Source organism: Mojavia sp., assembly GCF_059505145.1.
Map to the genome: position 1 here is coordinate 88,655 of NZ_JCACKA010000115.1, position 19,365 is coordinate 108,019.

At 41.7% G+C, this 19,365-nt stretch carries 16 protein-coding genes; 5 read left to right on the top strand and 11 right to left on the bottom strand.

Annotation, left to right across the window (positions count from 1 at the left end):
- Positions 1 to 113 precede the first annotated feature (113 nt).
- The 5 genes from AC5JL8_RS30890 to AC5JL8_RS30910 all read right to left on the bottom strand — a co-directional run bounded on the left by AC5JL8_RS30890 (position 114) and on the right by AC5JL8_RS30910 (position 7,241).
- Positions 114 to 2,306: a GumC family protein gene (locus AC5JL8_RS30890; RefSeq protein ID WP_495883493.1), complete on the bottom strand. Its 2,193-nt coding sequence runs from the start codon at positions 2,304 to 2,306 to the stop codon at positions 114 to 116.
- A 254-nt stretch (positions 2,307 to 2,560) separates the two neighbouring features.
- A complete protein-coding gene (locus AC5JL8_RS30895) occupies positions 2,561 to 3,916 on the bottom strand; it encodes a polysaccharide biosynthesis/export family protein (protein WP_495883494.1) in 1,356 nt (451 codons plus the stop codon).
- Positions 3,917 to 4,169: 253 nt separating this feature from the next.
- Entirely contained in the window at positions 4,170 to 4,883 is a 714-nt protein-coding gene (locus tag AC5JL8_RS30900; protein WP_495883495.1) for a cyanoexosortase B system-associated protein, read from the bottom strand.
- Between the two features lie 213 nt (positions 4,884 to 5,096).
- Complete coding sequence (gene crtB, locus AC5JL8_RS30905) at positions 5,097 to 5,987, bottom strand: cyanoexosortase B (RefSeq protein WP_495883496.1); 891 nt, start codon at positions 5,985 to 5,987, stop codon at positions 5,097 to 5,099.
- 87 nt (positions 5,988 to 6,074) lie between these two features.
- Complete coding sequence (locus tag AC5JL8_RS30910) at positions 6,075 to 7,241, bottom strand: DegT/DnrJ/EryC1/StrS family aminotransferase (RefSeq protein WP_495883497.1); 1,167 nt, start codon at positions 7,239 to 7,241, stop codon at positions 6,075 to 6,077.
- 667 nt (positions 7,242 to 7,908) lie between these two features.
- Here AC5JL8_RS30910 and AC5JL8_RS30915 point away from each other — a divergent pair.
- On the top strand, positions 7,909 to 9,462 hold the full coding sequence (locus AC5JL8_RS30915; RefSeq protein WP_495883740.1) for a GAF domain-containing sensor histidine kinase: 1,554 nt from the start codon (positions 7,909 to 7,911) through the stop codon (positions 9,460 to 9,462).
- Between the two features lie 235 nt (positions 9,463 to 9,697).
- Positions 9,698 to 11,107, top strand: a complete 1,410-nt coding sequence (locus tag AC5JL8_RS30920; protein WP_495883498.1) for an IctB family putative bicarbonate transporter — start codon at positions 9,698 to 9,700, stop codon at positions 11,105 to 11,107.
- 89 nt (positions 11,108 to 11,196) lie between these two features.
- Here AC5JL8_RS30920 and AC5JL8_RS30925 read toward each other — a convergent pair whose 3' ends face one another.
- Complete coding sequence (locus AC5JL8_RS30925) at positions 11,197 to 11,475, bottom strand: WGxxGxxG family protein (protein ID WP_495883499.1); 279 nt, start codon at positions 11,473 to 11,475, stop codon at positions 11,197 to 11,199.
- Between the two features lie 178 nt (positions 11,476 to 11,653).
- Positions 11,654 to 12,121, bottom strand: a complete 468-nt coding sequence (gene smpB, locus AC5JL8_RS30930; RefSeq protein ID WP_495883500.1) for an SsrA-binding protein SmpB — start codon at positions 12,119 to 12,121, stop codon at positions 11,654 to 11,656.
- A 478-nt stretch (positions 12,122 to 12,599) separates the two neighbouring features.
- On the opposite strand from smpB, the gene AC5JL8_RS30935 reads away from it, so the two are divergent.
- A complete protein-coding gene (locus tag AC5JL8_RS30935; RefSeq protein ID WP_495883501.1) occupies positions 12,600 to 13,283 on the top strand; it encodes a response regulator transcription factor in 684 nt (227 codons plus the stop codon).
- 21 nt (positions 13,284 to 13,304) lie between these two features.
- On the opposite strand, the gene AC5JL8_RS30940 is transcribed toward AC5JL8_RS30935, so the two are convergent.
- The 4 genes from AC5JL8_RS30940 to murC all read right to left on the bottom strand — a co-directional run bounded on the left by AC5JL8_RS30940 (position 13,305) and on the right by murC (position 17,162).
- The gene (locus AC5JL8_RS30940) at positions 13,305 to 13,790 is read right to left on the bottom strand and encodes a low molecular weight protein-tyrosine-phosphatase (RefSeq protein WP_495883502.1); all 486 of its coding nucleotides are present in this window, start codon (positions 13,788 to 13,790) and stop codon (positions 13,305 to 13,307) included.
- A gap of 249 nt (positions 13,791 to 14,039) precedes the next feature.
- Positions 14,040 to 14,387 (bottom strand): YbaB/EbfC family nucleoid-associated protein, encoded by a 348-nt coding sequence (locus AC5JL8_RS30945; protein ID WP_495883503.1) that lies wholly within the window; start codon positions 14,385 to 14,387, stop codon positions 14,040 to 14,042.
- A 184-nt stretch (positions 14,388 to 14,571) separates the two neighbouring features.
- Complete coding sequence (gene murB, locus AC5JL8_RS30950) at positions 14,572 to 15,570, bottom strand: UDP-N-acetylmuramate dehydrogenase (RefSeq protein WP_495883504.1); 999 nt, start codon at positions 15,568 to 15,570, stop codon at positions 14,572 to 14,574.
- A 131-nt stretch (positions 15,571 to 15,701) separates the two neighbouring features.
- Complete coding sequence (murC, locus tag AC5JL8_RS30955; RefSeq protein ID WP_495883505.1) at positions 15,702 to 17,162, bottom strand: UDP-N-acetylmuramate--L-alanine ligase; 1,461 nt, start codon at positions 17,160 to 17,162, stop codon at positions 15,702 to 15,704.
- A gap of 405 nt (positions 17,163 to 17,567) precedes the next feature.
- On the opposite strand from murC, the gene nadD reads away from it, so the two are divergent.
- Both nadD and AC5JL8_RS30965 read left to right on the top strand, forming a co-directional pair.
- Positions 17,568 to 18,194 (top strand): nicotinate (nicotinamide) nucleotide adenylyltransferase, encoded by a 627-nt coding sequence (gene nadD / locus AC5JL8_RS30960; protein ID WP_495883506.1) that lies wholly within the window; start codon positions 17,568 to 17,570, stop codon positions 18,192 to 18,194.
- A 115-nt stretch (positions 18,195 to 18,309) separates the two neighbouring features.
- Positions 18,310 to 19,323 (top strand): type I glyceraldehyde-3-phosphate dehydrogenase, encoded by a 1,014-nt coding sequence (locus tag AC5JL8_RS30965; protein WP_495883507.1) that lies wholly within the window; start codon positions 18,310 to 18,312, stop codon positions 19,321 to 19,323.
- Positions 19,324 to 19,365: the final 42 nt, after the last annotated feature.

A 19,365-nucleotide genomic window follows, 5' to 3' on the forward strand; every position in this document is an offset into this window, starting at 1 on the left:
GCTGTTTAAGTGCAAATATTAGTAGCGCTGTAACGCTACTCTAAGGGGCTTCCAGATAAACATTGTGGGATGGTATCTTGTCTATCCCACAAAATGAATAATTTAATTTTTGATTAGTTGTTCTTAGAAATAACTGGAACTTCTGCTTCCGAATCTTCTATAATTTCAGATTTTTCCCCAAGTGAAGAATCTGTTGCTTTTTCAATTGGCTGAGGCAAAGAAACGGTGATATCAGCAGCATTAATAATAGCTCCTAACAGCCCTAGCTCAGATTCAACTAATTGATCAATAGCTTCACCTAACATATTTTCTTGTGTATAGTTTGGTCGGGCAACAATTACTATAGCGTCGCTGTATGGTTGGATTAATAAAGGATCATTCGATAAACTAAGAGGACTACTATCTAAAATTACTAAATCATAACGTTCGCGTACATCCTCCATTAGCCGCCGCATTTCGCTGGATTCAATGACAGCAGCAGATTGACGCACAGGGCCAGGGCTAGGCAGAATATATAAATTTTCTACATCAGGAACTAAGCGAATACATTCACTTAAAGTGGCGTAATAACGCAAAGGTTCAATAGTAGCATCAGGGTCAGGAGTAACTTTTAATGATGAACAGCAAGAAGGCGATCGCAAATCAGTTTCAATAATTAAAGTTCTTTTACCAGCACGAGCAGAAGCTATGCCCAAGTTATAAGCACTTGTAGTCTTACCTTCAGATTTGCCAGTGCTGGTGATTAAAAGTATTTTCAAATTTTTGCCACCAAGACGGCGCACATTACTACGAAACTTCTCATAAAATTCTAAATAAGGAGAATCGGCAGCCAGTATGACTGGCAAAGCTTCTGTAGGTAAATCATCAACTGGTATAAAAGGTAATTCTCCTAGTAAAGTTACTTCCCGTTGCTTAAGACTCTCGCGGATATCTTCTCTAGTTTTGAAAGTACCTTCTAGCGAACCTAACAGAAAGACTACACCACCACCAACTACTAATCCCATAAAACCACCAATGCCCAATGTAACAGGCAAACTTTTCGGTTTTACGGCATCAGCAATAATGGTTGGTTCTCTAGCAATGCTGAAGCTACTGACAGTTTCTGCTTCTGCAGTCTTAGCATCGGCGAGCTTCGCTTGCATTTTGTCATAGACAGCTTTTTTAAGTGTTACCTCCTGTTCCAAACGCGATCGCTCTAATTGTTTATTGGGTATTAATGAATACGCTTGTCGTAGTCGGGCTTCTTCTCGTATTTGCTGAATTAATTGTTGCTGAAGCGTGTCCTTCTGGGTTTGCAAAGCCACCATCTGATTTGCCAACTGTTGCCGTGCTGGATCTAAGTTACTGCGAGTGCGAATATTAGAGACATCACCAGCCAAAGGTGCTGTTGTACCGCCACCTCCTACCACCTCAACAGCACGTTGCTGTAGCAATTCCTCCGCCGCTTGTTTTTGACGCTGCAACTGAATCATCGTTGGATGTTCTGGTCGTAAATCTCTGCGGAGAACAGCGATTTGTGACTCAACTTGATAAATTTGCGATCGCAAGTTCGCAATAATTGGATCAGCACTCAAAGCAGAAGAAATATAAGCTTGGCTAACATTTAAACCTAATTTGTTTTGCAAACTGCGAATTTGGGCATCAATACCAGAAATAGTCAGTTGAATTTGACGTTGTTGATTTTGACTACTAGTAACCGCAGTCAGTAAACTACCATTCTCAGATGCTAATATTGCTGGTCGTTCTCTGCGATCGTACTGTTCTAACCTCTTCTCTGCCGTTTGTAGTTCTAACTTCGCTTGTGGTAAACGTTCATTGATTTTTTGAATAATTGCTTTTAATCGTCCTGTATTAATCTCACCACTCAACTTGACCATTGCTAGCATCAATTCCTGCGCTACTTCTGTGGCCCGTTTAGCGTCGCTATCTTTATATTTAAGATCTAATATTGTGGATTCTAATTGTCCAGTCTTGGGATTTTTTTTAGGTAAAACAAGAACTACATTTGCACCAATTGTTTTGGGTTTAATGTTGAGTTTTGCTGCTACAGCTTCGATGAGTGTATTTGATAGCAAAACCTGTTCGTTTAGTTCCTGCCCTTGTTGCTGAATTTCGCTACCAGTCGCTGAAAATAAAACTGGTGGACGATTGTAGGTAAGTGCAGCGTTTGCTATGTAGCTAGCTGGTGGTTCTGGCTGTATAGCCACTACCGTTGACCCTGCTACAATTAAAGCAAAACTGGCTAATCCAATCCACTTATACTTCTCAAAGGCAATAAGATAGCGTTTAACAATTGGTAGAGTCATAGCAAATTAGTCATTGGTCATTGGGCATTGGGCATGAGGCATTGGCATTTGTCATTAATTATTTCCTTTCATCTCCCTTCTGTTGTCCCGCTATTTCCCTCATCCACCCTCACAAATATAGGTTTTTCACATTCAATCTGAAGCCGATTTTTTCGTTCCGAAATCTTTCCCCGCGTTGCCACGTCGATTAAAACGCGAAATTTAAAAAACCTACACCTTTCAGCCTCATCCTCCTTATCTTTCCAATCTGGTAACTATTTTGACCCACCGTTAAAGAAGTCAAAAAAGCGAATAAAGCTTTGAACATTAAAAAATGGTTGTGTAATCGTAGTGAGGGCATTGGTAATTCTACCAATGAGGTTTCGACCAACAACAATAACATCATTATCTTGAAGCGGCACGTTTTGAGACATATCGCCTCTAAGTGCTTTTTTCGCATCAAGCCTTTGAGTAACGGCTTGCCCTCTTTCAGGATCGAAGCGTACTAAGGCAATATCCCGGAGGTTAGCAGTGTCTAAATTAATCCCTCCCAAGGCATCTATAAAAGTACTCCCATTAGGCAGTACTTGATTGGCAATACCCCCCGCAGCATAATTTAAAACTCTAATTCTAATCTGTGGCACAGCCAATGTGGAACGAGCTACCAGATTGCGGTCATAACCATCATCAGTCCCAATTTCACGACGTGGCACGATTACTGCATCGCTGTCTTGCAACCGTAAATTAGGTAGAGATTTGCCATTTTGCAACGCTGTATACAGATCAATAGTTTGTGAAATCACAGAACCATCAACCAATCTCCTACGCACTTGTACTTGTCGCAAATCTGCAATCATCGTAGAACCACCTGCTGTTAGCAAAGCATCAGCGACACGAGGTGTTGACGATGCAATAGAATAAATTCCTGGCCGAAATACTTCCCCGCTAATGGTAACTTGAACTGGTCTTGCACCTGCCAACGACACTACTACAATTGGATCAACAAAAATACGGCTCAAACCCAAGCGAATTTTCTCTTGTGCTTCTTCCAAACTCAAGCCTTGTAAGGATATTGTGCCAACTTGTGGCACAACAATATTACCTTCTAAGTTAATTGCAGTTTGAAAATTTAAATCTTGACGCTGCCCTGCCAATGACAAAACTACTGCTGGATTAATTACATAACGATTGAACAGCAAGCGCATTTTATCTTGTGCTTCTTGCAAAGTTAAACCTTGCACTGACACGGTTCCCAACAGGGGCACAATAACATTTCCTTCTGGGTTAATTGCTGCTTGAAAGCTCAAATCAGAAAAACGTTGAACTACGACACTAATGCTATCTCCCGGCCCTAAGCGATAGGGGCCAGGAGGGCGTTGAAGTGCAACACTAATTACATCTCCTGGCCCTAGAAGGTATCGGTTGAGTTGGGGAGAAATTTCGTCATTGAAAGCCGGAAATACAACGTCAGTAGGTGACGGGGGTGAAGAGGATTGCCCTGATGGTTGCCCTGGAAAAGGTAAAGACTGAGCAACAACTTGGGCTGTTGTTGTTAAACAAACACCTACTTGAAGAGTGACAACACACATGGCACTGAATGCGCGCCTATGAGAACTGTAAAATATAAACATTATGTGCAGGAAAGCTAGACTCAGAATGGATTATGCCGAGCCGTTATTTTACTCTGGAAATACCTAAAGTGTCTCTGATTCCTACGAGAAATTACCATGTGTAAAAAGGATAAAATATAGCATGGTTAATCGCTGCCGAGCTAGCGATTGCGCGAAGCGCAGTGCCCTTTAGGGCAATCGCATCACTACCAATATCTCAGCAAAAATCTGCGGTCTGACACCACATAACTATATCTCTGCACAAACGCACTCGTTAATTGCTCTGTAAAGAGTCTGCCATTAATGCAGCTTGTACTTTCTGGCCAATAGATTCGGCTAAAGGCCAAATTTTTTCTACTTGACCTAAAGGCTCCATTGGAACGAGAATGCTCACACCTACCCAAGGAACTCGCTGCTTACGCCACTGTGCCAATTGATCGGCTACAAACCAACGAAAAGGTGATGGGTGTCCCCCGTTCGGTAGAGCATACCACTGCAACACACCAAAAGTTTCCTGTTGTGTAGAAGCGCGAAAGAACCTAGCTTCTACCTGAGTTTCTCTAGGCTGTTTCACAGCAAATTGAGCCGAGCGATATTGAGCTATATCCCACTTTCCCCAACGTGACTTTCCCCAACCGTTAATGTCTGTCCACTCCACCTCAGGTTGATCCATTGGGCCATTTTGCGGTAGCAACAGCAGTATAGCTTGAGTTTGCGAGTCTTCTTTCTTAATTAGCTGTAACGACCATTTTTGTTCACCAATTTGTTGTTGCACCTGCTCAATAGTTTGCCAACCAGGAAGAGTTAACCCAGAGTTGCGTATATGTTTCAATGCTTTCAAGCTGGTGATAGGTGGTGGCTGTTTCCATTGCCAGTGTCCTGTCAGGTATCCGGGAACGCTTCCAATAGCGAACAGCAGTAGTAATAATAAAAGCGCTACTACTTGATTCCATTGGCTTACTTTAAAAAACTTATTTAAGTAAATCATTAATAAATTTCTAATATTTAGACAAAAGTTTACTTTTTAAGATAACGTTATGAGTTCAGTAATATTGACATTGTTCTTTTAAGAATTCATAGATTAGCGATCGCAAAATCTGTATAAATAGTTTTGTTCAATTAATTAAGCTATCGGGCATACAGATTGCATTATTAGGGCGGGCAAGACGCCGACTCCACAAGATGGATAATTTATACTAATCTAACTTTCTGCTTCTGATTCAATATCTGAAACTGTTGAAAAATAGCTATTAATCCGATTTAGCAAAGGCACTAATAGCAGCAGCATTAAACCAGAGTAGAGGTCGCCACCCCAGCCGTCATGCAACCATTTAAAAGCCGCTTCTTGACCCGTACCATGAAAGAAGGTAAGTATAGTGTTGCGAACAATATTGGCACTAATACTAATCAAAACAGCAATTAATAAAAACCAACTAGTTGTGCGGCGTGAAGACAAAGCACCTGTCCAATAAAGCAGCATCAAGCTGACATAGAGAGTAGTAAACAGCATTTTTAGCCCTGCACAATAAGGGGCAACTTCCACAATCCGTCCACCCACATAAAGATTAATCTCATTAACACTTACTTCCATGCCAAACTGATTCAATATAAAGCCTACCGTACCAGCAATGAAACTTTGAAGAGGTAAGGTGTAAGGAGCAATAAGGTAAGGAACTGCCGTTGGAGTTGCCAAAAATACCAAAAGTAGAGGAAATCCTTGCGATCGCAATCCTGGGATACCCTTGAACCATAAGCATAAACCTGCCAGGATCGCGGGGAAGGAAAGGTTAACCCACTCGGTGACACCACTTAAATAAAAAATTCCTCCTATTAAAAGCAACACAGCACCTAAAGGATGGATAATATCTGGCAGACGTTGCCATTTTTTTCGGTTCATCCAAACTAGGTAAGCGGCAAATGGTAGACCAATAAGACCATGGCTGAAATATTCGTGTTCTGTACTAATATTTTTGTGCAACCAACCATCCAGCCAGTGCAGTAATATAGGCGCATAAAGCAGCACTAAAACCCCTAAAGTTGCTAAACTGAGCAATTGTCTCGTGTTTCTATTTTTAACCTGCTGGAGTGCCATGATTTAAGTAGTTTAAAATTGAAATTATTTTCAGTTACCAGTCTGTTTACTGATAACTGATCGCTGACTAAGTAGTTAGACAGAAAATTAAATGCACAACAACTGTTGTTGTTCACTACTAAGGATTGATGCAATAGCCGCTACCACTTCTTGAATTTGGCTATTACTTAACCCTGGGTACATAGGTAAAGATAATATTTGCTTTGCCAACTTTTCTGCTTGGGGGAAATCTCCTAGTTGATAACCTAAATTAGTAAATGCTGGCTGAAGGTGGCAGGGAATCGGGTAATGAATACCAGTTTGAATTCCTTCTGCTGTAAGTTTGTCCTGGATTTGCTGGCGTGTTAGAGGGCAAGACTCATCAACTTTAATGACATAAAGATGATATACGTGCCCTGCATCGCTTTGATTTTGCATAGGGATAATGCCAGCAGATGCTGAGGGTAATAGTTCAAGATCATACTGCTGGGCAATACTGAGGCGATCGCTATTCCATTTTGGCAAATATGGTAGTTTTTCTAGTAAAACTGCTGCTTGCAAGGTATCCAAACGACTATTCGTACCTGCCTCAACATGAAAATACTTTTGGGATGTACCATAATTCCGCAAGCGCACCATTTTTTGAGCTATATCTGGATCTCGCGTTACTACCATTCCCCCATCCCCGAAAGCCCCTAAATTCTTACTAGGGTAAAAACTAAAAGCTGCTGCTATTCCCACTGAACCAGCACGATATCCGTCTCTTTCTGCTAAGTGTGCTTGTGCTGCATCTTCAAAAATTAGCAGTTTGTAGGTATCGGCAAAGTCCAACAACTGTCGTGGCGACACCATCTGTCCATAAAGATGTACCGGGATAATTGCTTTGGTACGAGGTGTAACTACCTTTGCTGCTGCCTCTAAATCAATTAAAGCTGTTTGAGGATCGCAATCTACCAATATTGGTTTTGCGCCAACCCGTAGTACCCCAATCAGTGTTGCGATAAAAGTATTAGTGGGTAAAATCACCTCATCGCCAGTGCCAATATTACACGCTTCCAAGCCGAGGGCGATCGCATCGGTACCTGATGCAACACCTACACCATATTCTGTACCAGACGCTGCCGCAAACGCTGCCTCAAAATTCGACAGTGCCTCTCCTAAAATAAAATCTCCTTGTTTCAAAACAGCTTGTATTGCCTGTTCTAGTTGAGTTTGAATCGGCTGGTGTTGTAAATTAAGGTCTACAAAAGGAATTCTAATAGCCCTTTTATTCATCGCCAGATAGCCTCAAAATTAAATATCAAAAATCTGTCTGAAAATAGCTAATTCATTTATGGCTTAATATGAAAAAATGGGCAATTATATTAATTAGTAATTAGTAATTTTCTTATTAATTTTGTGTTTTGATTATACAAAGTTTAAATTAGCTATTTAGAAGTTTATTTAAAGCAATTATTCTAGATAAAGTTTTTATTAATTAGCATCTAGCTTGGTAAAATAAAATATTAACTAATACACAATTTTCATAATTAGTATTTTTTAAACAACAAATTACTCTATTTACCTAAAGTAAATGTATTTTAGATAAACAAAAATTGAGTATAGACACAACGAATTTACTTGCTATATATAAAAATTGTAAAAACTTTATATTTTCCATCCTTAGTGTTATATTACCCAGGTCAAAGTCAAAACTAACGCTAACTGACATCAAAACCTCAAGTAATACTGATTGCACCAGCCTAGATTAGAACATTTAGTGCCAGTCGCTATGAATCTGTCGATGATCGCATCAACTTTTAACGGTATGGATGGAAAATTTTTGCTCCAAGCTTGTTTATCGGAGGTTAAATTGGGGAATGCTTAAAAATAGCAAATATTAACCCAGTAACAGCGGTTATATGAATTCTAGTATCGAGCAATTATTAAGGTAGCGATGGCAATGGTAGAGCCTGAAAACAAATTATTTGCCCTGAAGGATGGTTGGGCTTCCCAGGAAACAAGAGAACAACAACGCCTAGAAGCATTGTCAGAATTAGGTTTGCGGCAATCCGAAACAATTCCGGTCTTTGAAGAAGCCACTCAAACTGCTGCCCACTTTTTGGAAGCACCAATTTCCATCTTGGGCTTTGTGGATCACGAACGTCACTGGTTCAAGTCAGCGTTTGGCTTAAGGACACTAGGAATCATGAATCATTTGGCACAAAGCCGCCAACTTTTACGCCATGAATCCTTCTGTACCCAAGTGGTAGATACTTCTCAATTTTTAGTGATTAATGATACGTATAATTTCACGGATACAGTACTGGCTGCCAGCAAGTTAGTGCAGGATTATGGCATACGGGCTTACTTAGGAGCACCCTTGATTGATGCTTCAGGGCATTGCCTGGGTGCATTAGCAGTCATGGATCTAGTACCACGTAACTTTACCACTCGAGACATTGAGTTTTTACAAATCATCGCTCGTTGGAGCATGAGTGAATTTGAGCGTAACCGACTGTTACAAGGAAAGTCAGAAATCGCCCCTGTCAAGAGTACTTTTACCTTATCACTGAATAACAATAGTACTAGTGAGATCAAAATTACCCCGCCTGCCTTAGAACAAGGCTCTGTTTCTACCAAGCAACTAAAACTTGAACTTTTAGGACAGCTAACTCAGGAGTTACGTACACCTTTAACATCTGTACTAGGCATGGCTAGCGTTCTAGGACGTGAGATTTACGGGCCTTTGACGACTAAGCAAAGAGAATATCTAGACATTATCCAACATAGCGGTCGATACTTACTATCCTTAGTAAACGAAATTACCGAACTAGGAGCAATGGTTGAAAGCTCAACTGAGCTGAATTTAGCTCCTGTGGATATTGAAATGGTATGTCAACAAGCTATCAATACTCTAGAAGAAGCTGCTAACCGCCGTGAGCAAGATATTCGCTTGTCTATAGAACCAGGACACAGCCGCATTTGTCCTTTGGATAAAGAAAAGGTGCGACAAATACTATATCACCTAATTTTTAGCGTAATTCAACTCTCTGCTACAGGTAGTATTGTTCGCATTCACGTCTCTTACAAAGAAAATATGCTGAACATCAGTGTTTGGGTTTCGCATCCTTGGCTAGGAGACGGTATAACTGAGGTTGACCCTTATTTTCGCCTTAGCCCCTTGTCTCTGCTTGAGCTTACAGGTGAGACAGCAAGTTACGATATTCATGCCGAAACCCATGAGCAGTTAGGGAATTTGTCGTTAGCAGTAAATAACTCAAAAAACTTGAGTGATTCCGACTCAGATATCATGACTGTTAATTCAGGAATAGATCTAACTAAAGCGCACAGTAGTTTGTCTCGTGAAAGTTTAGGCCTATTACTTAGCTGTCAACTGGCGGAATTGCATGGTGGACAAATTTCGATTCAAGGCTCACCAGAATCAGGATACCGCTATGTGCTTTCTTTACCCTTGCAACTGGCGGTTTCCTCGGAAGCAAGTAGTGATATCTGACAAAAAGTTACTAAATAGCTGTATTGAATTAGCACGGCTGGAAATTTTTCATAATCATAGGTAATGGGTAATAATCAAGAGTCAAAAGTATTCAATTATTCAATATTGACTAATGGCTATAGATTATTGGTTAAATTTCCAATTTGCAATCTGCGTTATGAGCTTTTTATAACTACCCGCATTATGATCAAGTCGAGGTTCTGCGCCGGCGTGCTAATTGATCACAGTCTTTTTTATGAATTTAGTCTGGCAACGATTTACTTTATCTTCTTTCCCGGTACAAGAATATCTTGCTACCAGCTACCTATACCGCTCTCTGGTGGGGCAGTTACACTCTTGGCGGCAAAGTAGTGTCTTGATCCAGTGGGGAGATACAATAGCGGCCGCCTTAATTAGTTTGGTATATGCTCTAGCACCTTTTGTCTCGACTACCTTACTAGGGTTGTTGCTGGCGGCTTGTGTAGGATTTTGGCTATTGCTGACTTTATCGGATGAAGCAACGCCAACAAATGTCTTATCAGCCACCCCCATTCACCTACTGGTATTGCTCTACTGGGGAATTGCCGCAGTAGCCACAGCATTATCACCAGTGAAAAAGGCAGCGTTGAATGATTTGGTAACTTTGACGCTTTATTTACTGCTTTTTGCCCTTTGTGCTAGGGTGCTGAGGATACCTAGGCTCCGGTCTTGGATGATTGTTCTGTATCTACACGTGTCGCTCATTGTCAGTGTATACGGATTACGGCAATGGTTTTTTGGTGCCGCAGCACTGGCAACTTGGGTTGACCCGCAATCACCTCTTTCTAAGACTACAAGGGTCTACAGTTATTTGGGTAATCCGAATTTATTGGCTGGGTATCTTGTACCAGCAGTAGTTTTCAGCTTGGTGGCAATTTTCGCGTGGCAAAGCTGGATTAAGAAAGCTTTAGCATTGACCATGTTTCTTGCCAATACTGCCTGTCTAGTTCTAACTTTTAGTCGCGGTGGCTGGATTGGGTTAGTAATAGCAATTTTAACAGCGATCGCTTTACTAATTTATTGGTGGAGCGTACAAATGCCTCGTTTTTGGCGCACTTGGTCGCTAGCAATTATTTTGGGAGGTTTAATAGGGGTATTACTGTTAGCGGTCATATTTGTCGAGCCTGTGCGCCTCAGAGTAGCGAGTATTTTTGCTGATCGCCAAGACAGCAGTAATAATTTTCGCCGAAATGTCTGGGATGCTGTCTTCGAGATGATTCGCGATCGCCCTATTCTAGGTATTGGCCCTGGTCACAATGCTTTTAATAAAATCTATCCCCTTTATCAGCGTCCCCGTTATAGTGCTTTAAGCGCCTATTCAATTTTGCTTGAAATCATCGTAGAAACTGGCTTTATTGGTTTAGCCTGTTTTCTTTGGCTACTAATTGTGACCTTTAATACAGGCTACTTGCAAATGCGACGATTGCGGCAATTGAGAAATGTAGAGGGATTTTGGTTAATTGGCGCAATTGCATCTATGGCAGGTATGCTCGCTCATGGTACTTTCGATACTGTCTGGTTTCGTCCTGAAGTTAATAGTCTCTGGTGGCTATGGGTTGCCTTAATTGCTAGCTACTGGACACCTTTAGCTCAAAACAAAACTCCAGAACTAGTTACAGCCGAGTAAAAACCTACGGCAAAATCAAATCAGTCAGTCGTCAGTAATAACAAGGTAAGGTAACAACTGACAACTGACTTTTTTTAATTTTAAATTGCTTACTCCCTGTAGCCAGTTGCCCCTGGGGTACTTGGATCTCGATAACGGGTTGGTTCTTCAGAACGCTTTTTACCTGCTAAACCAGCTAGACCCAATAGACCAGCTAATCCTAACCAACCCCAATCAAAATCATCGCGCTCATAAGTTGTGGTAGTTGGAGCAGTATCGGTTCTTGTTTCAGTAGTAGTTTGGGCTTGTACAGGTAGAGTTAAGGGCAACATAGCCATACTCAAAGTGATAAAGCCAGCGCCAAACACTTGGGTTAAATTACGTTTCATAGCGAAGTTTCTCATCCCTTTCAAAAGTTACTCTTAACTTTACCGGGTTTGACAATAAGCAAAATCAATCTGCGGCTATAAAGTCGGGATTTTCTTAACTCACGCTGAGGATATACAACAGCCTTTTTACTTCATTAAAATTCTCACCCTAGTGTGATAGTTTGGGCACATTGAATCCTTAATAATTTTTCATTGCCCGTTGAATATCGCGTTGATCTTGGCGTCGTTTTAAATCTTCTCGCTTGTCGTGGAGCTTTTTGCCTTTACCAAGGGCTATACTAACTTTCACCCAACCACGTTTGAAGTACATCTTCAAGGGAACTAAAGTCAAACCTTGCTGTTCCACTTTGCCAATTAGCTTGCGGAGTTCCTGGCGATGCAATAGCAGTTTGCGTGTACGACGTGGTTCATGATTAAAATATTGCCCACTAGCAACGTATGGGGAAATATGTACATTGATTAACCATGCTTCACCATTACGAATTAAAGCATAGCCATCTTGAAGATTGACTTTACCTGCACGAATCGACTTGACCTCGGTTCCTGTCAACTGAATTCCAGCTTCGTAAGTCTCTAGAATTTCATACAAATAACGGGCTTGACGATTGTCGCTAATAACTTTGTAACCTTCGCTCTTGTCACTCATTGAAAATTATACTTACCTAAAATGTGTCTAAAAAATCGTTTGAACTGGCTGATGAATTTATAGGAGGGATATTAAACCACGATCAGTGGTCAATTTGGCTCTCAGGCTTATCCTATTAATTTAGCTTTTTCAAGTTCTCGATTAAAAATTTTCCCGCAACTTTTGCCTCAGGAATACTGTTTATCAAGTAAATTGTAATTTACAGTAGGGTAAAAGATGACTCTATCGTTTTGGTGAGTTGTTATGAAGTGCAAAATTATCTGCGCTTTTCAAGCACTGAGAGTAGAAACTGCGTTACATTTAGTTAACCCTTTCTAAAGATTTAAGATTTTCTTTATAAATCAACCCTCAGGCAGTCATTAGCTGGTAATCCTGTCATAGTATGAAACATAAGAACACACTATTATTGCCTGTGTTCACTAATAGTGCTCATAAAAGTAAATTTATTACTAAAAAAAATGCTAGGGGTGTACTGTCCATGCCCTTGACGATCCTTGTAGTGGATGACGACCTGGGCACTCGTCTGTCTATTAGCGATTACCTTGAACTGTCTGGCTACTCGGTAATCACGGCTAATGATGGTCAAGAGGCTTTAATGATGGTGGAGGAGTACCAGCCTGATTTGATCGTCACCGATATTGTCATGCCGCGAATGAACGGCTATGAATTGGTGCGCCGGGTGCGTCAACAACCAGCGTTCCGTTTATTACCTGTAATTTTATTAACTGCGCGTACCAAGACCCAGGAGCGAATTCTGGGCTACCAGTCTGGGTGTGATTTATACTTACCCAAACCGTTTGAATTAGAAGAGTTAGCAGCAGCTATTCGTAATCTTCTGGAGCGATCGCAAATTATTCAATCTGAGTACCGCTTTTCTCATCAAGAGAATTTGGGCAATTCCAACCAAACAAAAGCCTTGGAAGCCCATCCCTCTCAGTTTATTTCTATTGAAAAATCTCAGATGCTCTCATCTCTGACTCCCAGAGAACAAGAAGTGTTAGAACTGTTGACTCATGGTCTTTCTAATGCCGATATGGGTCATCAGCTACATCTGAGTGCACGTACAGTAGAAAAATACGTTAGCAGTTTATTAAGAAAAACAGCAACCAGTAACCGAGCAGAATTGGTGCGTTTTGCAATCAAACATGGTCTAGTAGACTAGTATGTTGTCGCACTTTAATACTCAGGTGTTTAGTTGCTGATTAATAATATCTTTGAGCAGACCTTCACATGCATCAACCAGCAGATCTATCACGTGATTAAATCCCTCTGAACCTCCGTAGTAGGGGTCGGGAACTTCTTTGAGGGTATGCTGAGAGCAAAACTCACACATCAAACTTACTTTGTCGTGGTATTGTTGGGTTCGATCAAGAGAAAGGATATCCTCATAATTCGCTCGATCCATTGCCAAAATCAAGTCAAAGTCTTGAAAGTCTGATTTGTGAAATTGGCGGGCTTGACCACGCAATTCAATTCCCAGCTTTTTAGCGGCCGCAGCACTCATACGTCGGTCAGGTGGGCTACCAACGTGGTAACTAGACGTACCAGCAGAATCACAGACAATTTGATTGCTCAAGCCAGCCTGTTCGATCAGATGATTCATTATATTCTCTGCCGATGGCGAGCGACAGATATTACCCAGGCAGACAAACAGCAGCTTGTACGGCATAAATAACTTTTGTCCTTTGTCCTTTGTCTTTTGCCCTTAGTCATTTGTCCATAGTTTAATTCGGGACTTATAAACGCCAGTCGCCACAACAGGAGAAACCCTACGTACCCCTTCGCTTAAGCAAGCTAGCAAGAGCGTCTTTGCTAAGAGAAATTCTGATACTTGCGGTAACCCGATAAGCGTGTACGGAGATTTCGCAAGAGGCTTTTCTTTGCAACGCGCTGGCTCCTCATGACTAAGGACTAATGACTAAAACCCAGGCAATTCCAGCCCACTGGTCAAATCTTCCATGCGTTCCCGCATTGTGGCTGTGGACTTGTTGTAGGCATCTTTCATTGCCACTGTCACGAGATCCGACAGTACTTCTGCGCCCTCTTTTAGAGCTTCTGGAGAAATTTCTACCCGCTTAGGTTCTTGGTTGCCGCTGACAATTACTTTAACTAGACCACCGCCAGACTCTCCTAGAATCTCCATCTGCTCCAATTCTTCTTGGAGTCGTTTTGCGCCTTCTTGAACTTGCTGTGCTTTTTTGAAAGCTTCGGCCAGTTCTTTCATTTTTCCTAAGCCAAAGCCAAACCCCTGTCCTTTTCCTGTCATAATAAATAGTCCGCGTGTGCGTTGAATAACAAATCAAATTCAATTATAGATGCGGTAGGCAATTTGCCTCTTTTTTTACTCATAATTAATGCGCCCTAACATTTACAAAGCTATCAGCGATCGCCTATTAGTTAGTATTGGCTGCTGACTACTTAAATGTTGGATGGATAAAGTTTCTACAAGTTCAACAAGCAGGTTGAAACTCTCCAAGCATTTTGACTTCTGGCTCTAACCAAATCGACCAACGGTCTTGCACTTGGTGCTGGATATGACGGATCAGACAAAAGATATCGCTAGCTTTTGCCCCACCACGGTTAACGATAAAATTGGCATGGAGTTGTGCGACTTGCGCTCCACCGATTTGGAAGCCTTTTAGCCCAGTTTGTTCAATTAACCATCCAGCAGAGTAAGGTTTGGGATTACGGAACACACTGCCACAACTAGGGAAGTTGTAAGGCTGGGTAGTTAACCGATGCTGTTTGTGTTGCTTGGTTACTGCTAAAACTTTTGCTGGATCTGCACCGGGTTGGAGTTGCAGGGTGGCTTGGGTAACTATGAGATCGCTGCCTTGCAATAATGAAGTTCGGTAGCTGTAACCTAATTCCGCAGGAGTAAGAGTTTCTAGCGTACCATCAGGTAAAAGTATCTGAGCGCTAACTAACATATCTGCGATACAGCTATTGTGAGCGCCTGCATTCATTACTACAGCACCCCCAACGGTTCCAGGGATACCTACAGCCCACTCTAGTCCTTCCCATCCCAATTCTGCTGCGGCCCATGCCAAGCTAGGAATTGATTCACCCGCTGCGACGGTTAATTGGCCTGTCTCTTGGTCAAAGTGACTATGGCGCAGGTGACGAGTAGCGATGACTAAGCCTGGTAGACCGCGATCGCTGACTAATAAATTTGATCCTGCACCGACTATTGTTACCGAAAGACCACGTTCTTTTGCATACCTAGTGCCTGCTTGTAGTGTTTCTAGGTTGCGGGGAGCAAGAAACCATTCAGCTGCTCCACCAACTCTATAGGAAGTAAACGCTGACAAGGAAGCTTGGGACTTAATTGTACAATCAGTGTTTGGTAAGTAAATTACCTGACTTTCGGCGGAATTAACTGTTTCCTGTTTCTCTGTAGCCAAAGTAGAAACTGTGCAGACGTTGCCAGCTGCCTGAGAGATTGTCATTTTTAAGTTAATTAGTAAAATTTTTACATTTATTTACCGTAAAACTACGGCATTCTCGTGAAAATTCTATGAAACTGTCGTAAGTTAGGAGGACACTTGGCTGAGACATACAACCTAGCCAGTGTCATCACTTAAGATGTGGCTTTTGCTGGTTCGCAAAGTGTAGCAATTACTTCGGGAATCGCTTGATTTAAGTTTCCCGCACCCAGAAACAATGCTAAATCTCCAGGACGCAGTGCTTTGAGTAAGAACTCGCGTACCAATGGTAGGGTTGGTTGATAAATAACCTGCGGGTGCTGCTTAGCAATTGCCGCTGCTAATACTTCTCCGCTGATTTGCCCTAAATCGGGTTCCCCTGCACTGTAAATATCAGTCAGCACGACTAAATCAGCATGAGTAAAGGAATCAGCAAATTCTTCTAAAAAGGTAAGTGTACGGCTATAGCGGTGGGGTTGGAAAATAGCAACGACTCTCTGCCCTGGTCTTGCTTGGAGGCGTGCCGCCGCAAGAGTAACGCGAATCTCGCTAGGATGATGGGCGTAGTCATCAATGAAGGTAATGCCATCGACTTCACCGCGGAACTCAAAACGGCGTCTTGCACCCTCAAAGGTGGCAATACCTTTGGCAATTTCCCCGAATTCTAAGCCCACGGCTCGACCTACAGCTACTGCTGCTAGAGCGTTACTGAGGTTGTGTCGACCGAGTAACCGCAAATTCAACATACCTAAGGCTTTGCCATGTTCCCAAACTAAGGCAGTTGTGCCATCAGCACGATAGTCAATATTAGTAACTGTATAGTCAGCGTTGGTATCTAAATGTAGGCTGTAACTAATTGATGGTTTCAGGCGATCGCGTACTGTTGCACAATCGATACTACCTATTAAAGTTCGACAACCTTGAGCAAATTCTTGGAAGATATCAACTACTTCTTCCAATGTTTCATAATGGTCAGGATGATCGAGTTCAATATTGGTAATCACACCAATTGCTGGGGCGTGTTTCACCAATGAACCATCAGATTCATCTGCCTCGGCTACTAAATATTTACTTTTTCCTAATCTGGCATTGCCTTCCCAAGCATTAACTTCACCACCGACAAGAATCGTTGGATCTAAACCAGCTTGTAGCAGCATATAGCCAATCATACTACTGGTTGTAGTTTTGCCGTGGGTTCCAGCGACGGCGATGCTATGGTAATCAGCAATTAACGCAGCTAGCACATCTGAACGATGCAGAATTGGGCATCCTAATTCCAGTGCTGCTTTGTATTCTAAATTAGTTGTGTTAATTGCTGTTGAACAAATTACTTGGGGCAGTTTTGACTTATCAGCAGTAGGTAATTCTTCTTGCGAGTTTAATGCTACTTCAGACGATAGTCTAGGACGAAAAAATTCGAGATTGCTGGCTTCTTGTCTACCAAAAATATGAGTGCCGATAGATTCTAATTTTCGCGTTATGTGATTTGGACGAAGATCAGAACCTGATACTGGCAATTCACGTTTGGCGAGAACATATGCCAGAGCAGACATACCTATACCGCCGATCCCAATGAAATGAAATGGTCTACCGCTAAAATCTACCGAATTACTCATTGATTACTCCTCTTAACACCACACCACACCATAATCACAAATGACACGCGTATCATAACAGGAATTTGATTTTTACTGTAACTGCTCCTGTATCTATTTAAAGTCCGATGTTCCGTTAATTTTTCTCCTCTTGTTTTAGTGATTCAGAATGATTTTACCTTTGTTGGAGGTTTTTACTATTTCTGAACTGTATCTTATGATTATTCTGAAAATTTCCGCCATATCCGGGAAAGAAATTCTTGTAATGCCAAACACATATTTTGGCTGACTTACTGGAATTGGCTACGATACTACATTCTTGGTGAAACTGGTTTTAAATAGCATAAAGCATAGGCGATAATTGGCTACAATGGTACATTGATAGCGAAATTATTTTGAAATTAAATAGAAGCCCAAATTAACTGGATGCAAAAACTAGCAATCTTTGGTGGCACATTTGATCCTGTTCATTGGGGACACCTGCTCGTAGCCGAAACAGCTTTGCATCAAGTACCTGTAGAACAAGTAATTTGGGTGCCATCGCTACATCCTCCACATAAACAAGCGGCTGTGTTTGGGCATCGCTTAGAAATGCTGAAACGAGCCACAAATGATAATCCCGCGTTTACTGTCTCACTAGTTGAAGTCAATCGCTCTGGCAAATCTTATGCGATCAATACTTTGATCGACTTATCTGCTTGTTACCCGAATACTCACTGGTACTGGATTGTAGGCTTAGATACCTTCCGAACCTTGCCTCATTGGTATCGTGGTCACGAACTAGCACAAATGTGTGATTGGTTAATTGCACCTAGACTCGTAGGTGGTGAGACTATAGCTCAAAGCGAATTAATCTGCAAGCAAGTAGCGCAACAACTTGGTGAACATTGTTATACTATTCGCTGGCAATTCTTGCATATACCCTTAGTAGGAGTTTCGTCAAGTCTGATTCGTAAATCAATTTGCGATCGCCAGTCTATTCGTTATTTAGTCCCGGAGTCGGTAAGGTCGTACATCACCATTCACAAGCTCTACTCCGACAAATCTGAATAAATTATGTGTTTTTTTTGTATCTAACACTTTATAGTTATTAATACTCCTCCCCTTTGCGATATGATTGGGGTCAACAATATAAACTTATAGGCATAAATACAGAGGGCAAGACACTGTGATTAGAGTCGCAATCAACGGTTTCGGGCGAATCGGGCGTAATTTTGCACGCTGCTGGCTGGGTAGAGAGAATAGCAATATCGACCTTGTGGCTGTTAATGACACATCAGACCCTAGAACCAATGCTCATCTGCTGAAGTATGACTCGATGCTAGGGAAGTTAAAGAATGCTGACATTACAGCTGATGATAACTCTATCATCGTTAACGGTAAGACCATTAAGTGCGTATCTGATCGCAACCCAGAAAACTTGCCCTGGAAAGAGTGGGAAATTGACCTAATTATCGAAGCAACCGGAGTATTTACCAGCAAAGAAGGCGCATTGAAGCATGTGAATGCTGGAGCCAAGAAGGTTCTAATTACTGCCCCTGGTAAAAACGAAGATGGCACCTTTGTGATTGGTGTGAATCATCATGACTATGACCACAACAAACATCACGTTATTAGTAATGCCAGCTGTACAACCAACTGCTTGGCTCCCATTGCCAAGGTGTTGAATGATAAATTCGGGATCATCAAAGGTACTATGACCACCACCCACAGTTACACAGGTGACCAGCGCTTGTTAGACGCTTCTCACCGCGATGTACGCCGGGCGAGGGCAGCAGCTATCAATATTGTACCCACCTCTACTGGTGCAGCAAAAGCAGTAGCACTGGTAATACCAGACCTCAAAGGCAAATTGAATGGCGTTGCCTTGCGCGTACCTACCCCGAACGTCTCAATGGTAGATTTCGTAGTTCAGGTTGAGAAGCGTACTATTACTGAAGAAGTGAACCAAGCTCTTAAAGATGCTGCTGAAGGGCCACTTAAAGGTATTTTAGACTACAGTGAATTACAACTAGTATCATCTGATTATCAAGGTACTGACGCTTCTTCAATTGTCGATGCTAGCTTGACTATGGTTCTGGGCAATGACTTAGTAAAAGTCATGGCTTGGTACGATAACGAGTGGGGTTATAGCCAGCGAGTTCTGGATTTGGCAGAACTGGTAGCCGAAAAGTGGCAATAAGTTGTTATTAGTCATTGATAATTGGAAAATTGACTGACTAAT

Excerpts from the sequence above, each read along its gene's own strand:
- murB (WP_495883504.1), bottom strand. The coding sequence starts at position 15,570 with ATGACAATCTCTCAGGCAGCTGGCAACGTCTGCACAGTTTCTACTTTG.
- AC5JL8_RS30900 (WP_495883495.1), bottom strand. The coding sequence starts at position 4,883 with ATGATTTACTTAAATAAGTTTTTTAAAGTAAGCCAATGGAATCAAGTA.
- murC (WP_495883505.1), bottom strand. The coding sequence starts at position 17,162 with ATGAGTAATTCGGTAGATTTTAGCGGTAGACCATTTCATTTCATTGGG.
- AC5JL8_RS30925 (WP_495883499.1), bottom strand. The coding sequence starts at position 11,475 with ATGAAACGTAATTTAACCCAAGTGTTTGGCGCTGGCTTTATCACTTTG.
- smpB (WP_495883500.1), bottom strand. The coding sequence starts at position 12,121 with ATGAGTGACAAGAGCGAAGGTTACAAAGTTATTAGCGACAATCGTCAA.
- AC5JL8_RS30940 (WP_495883502.1), bottom strand. The coding sequence starts at position 13,790 with ATGCCGTACAAGCTGCTGTTTGTCTGCCTGGGTAATATCTGTCGCTCG.
- AC5JL8_RS30915 (WP_495883740.1), top strand. The coding sequence starts at position 7,909 with ATGGTAGAGCCTGAAAACAAATTATTTGCCCTGAAGGATGGTTGGGCT.
- AC5JL8_RS30920 (WP_495883498.1), top strand. The coding sequence starts at position 9,698 with ATGAATTTAGTCTGGCAACGATTTACTTTATCTTCTTTCCCGGTACAA.
- AC5JL8_RS30910 (WP_495883497.1), bottom strand. The coding sequence starts at position 7,241 with ATGAATAAAAGGGCTATTAGAATTCCTTTTGTAGACCTTAATTTACAA.
- crtB (WP_495883496.1), bottom strand. The coding sequence starts at position 5,987 with ATGGCACTCCAGCAGGTTAAAAATAGAAACACGAGACAATTGCTCAGT.
- AC5JL8_RS30945 (WP_495883503.1), bottom strand. The coding sequence starts at position 14,387 with ATGACAGGAAAAGGACAGGGGTTTGGCTTTGGCTTAGGAAAAATGAAA.
- nadD (WP_495883506.1), top strand. The coding sequence starts at position 17,568 with ATGCAAAAACTAGCAATCTTTGGTGGCACATTTGATCCTGTTCATTGG.
- AC5JL8_RS30895 (WP_495883494.1), bottom strand. The coding sequence starts at position 3,916 with ATGTTTATATTTTACAGTTCTCATAGGCGCGCATTCAGTGCCATGTGT.
- AC5JL8_RS30890 (WP_495883493.1), bottom strand. The coding sequence starts at position 2,306 with ATGACTCTACCAATTGTTAAACGCTATCTTATTGCCTTTGAGAAGTAT.
- AC5JL8_RS30935 (WP_495883501.1), top strand. The coding sequence starts at position 12,600 with ATGCCCTTGACGATCCTTGTAGTGGATGACGACCTGGGCACTCGTCTG.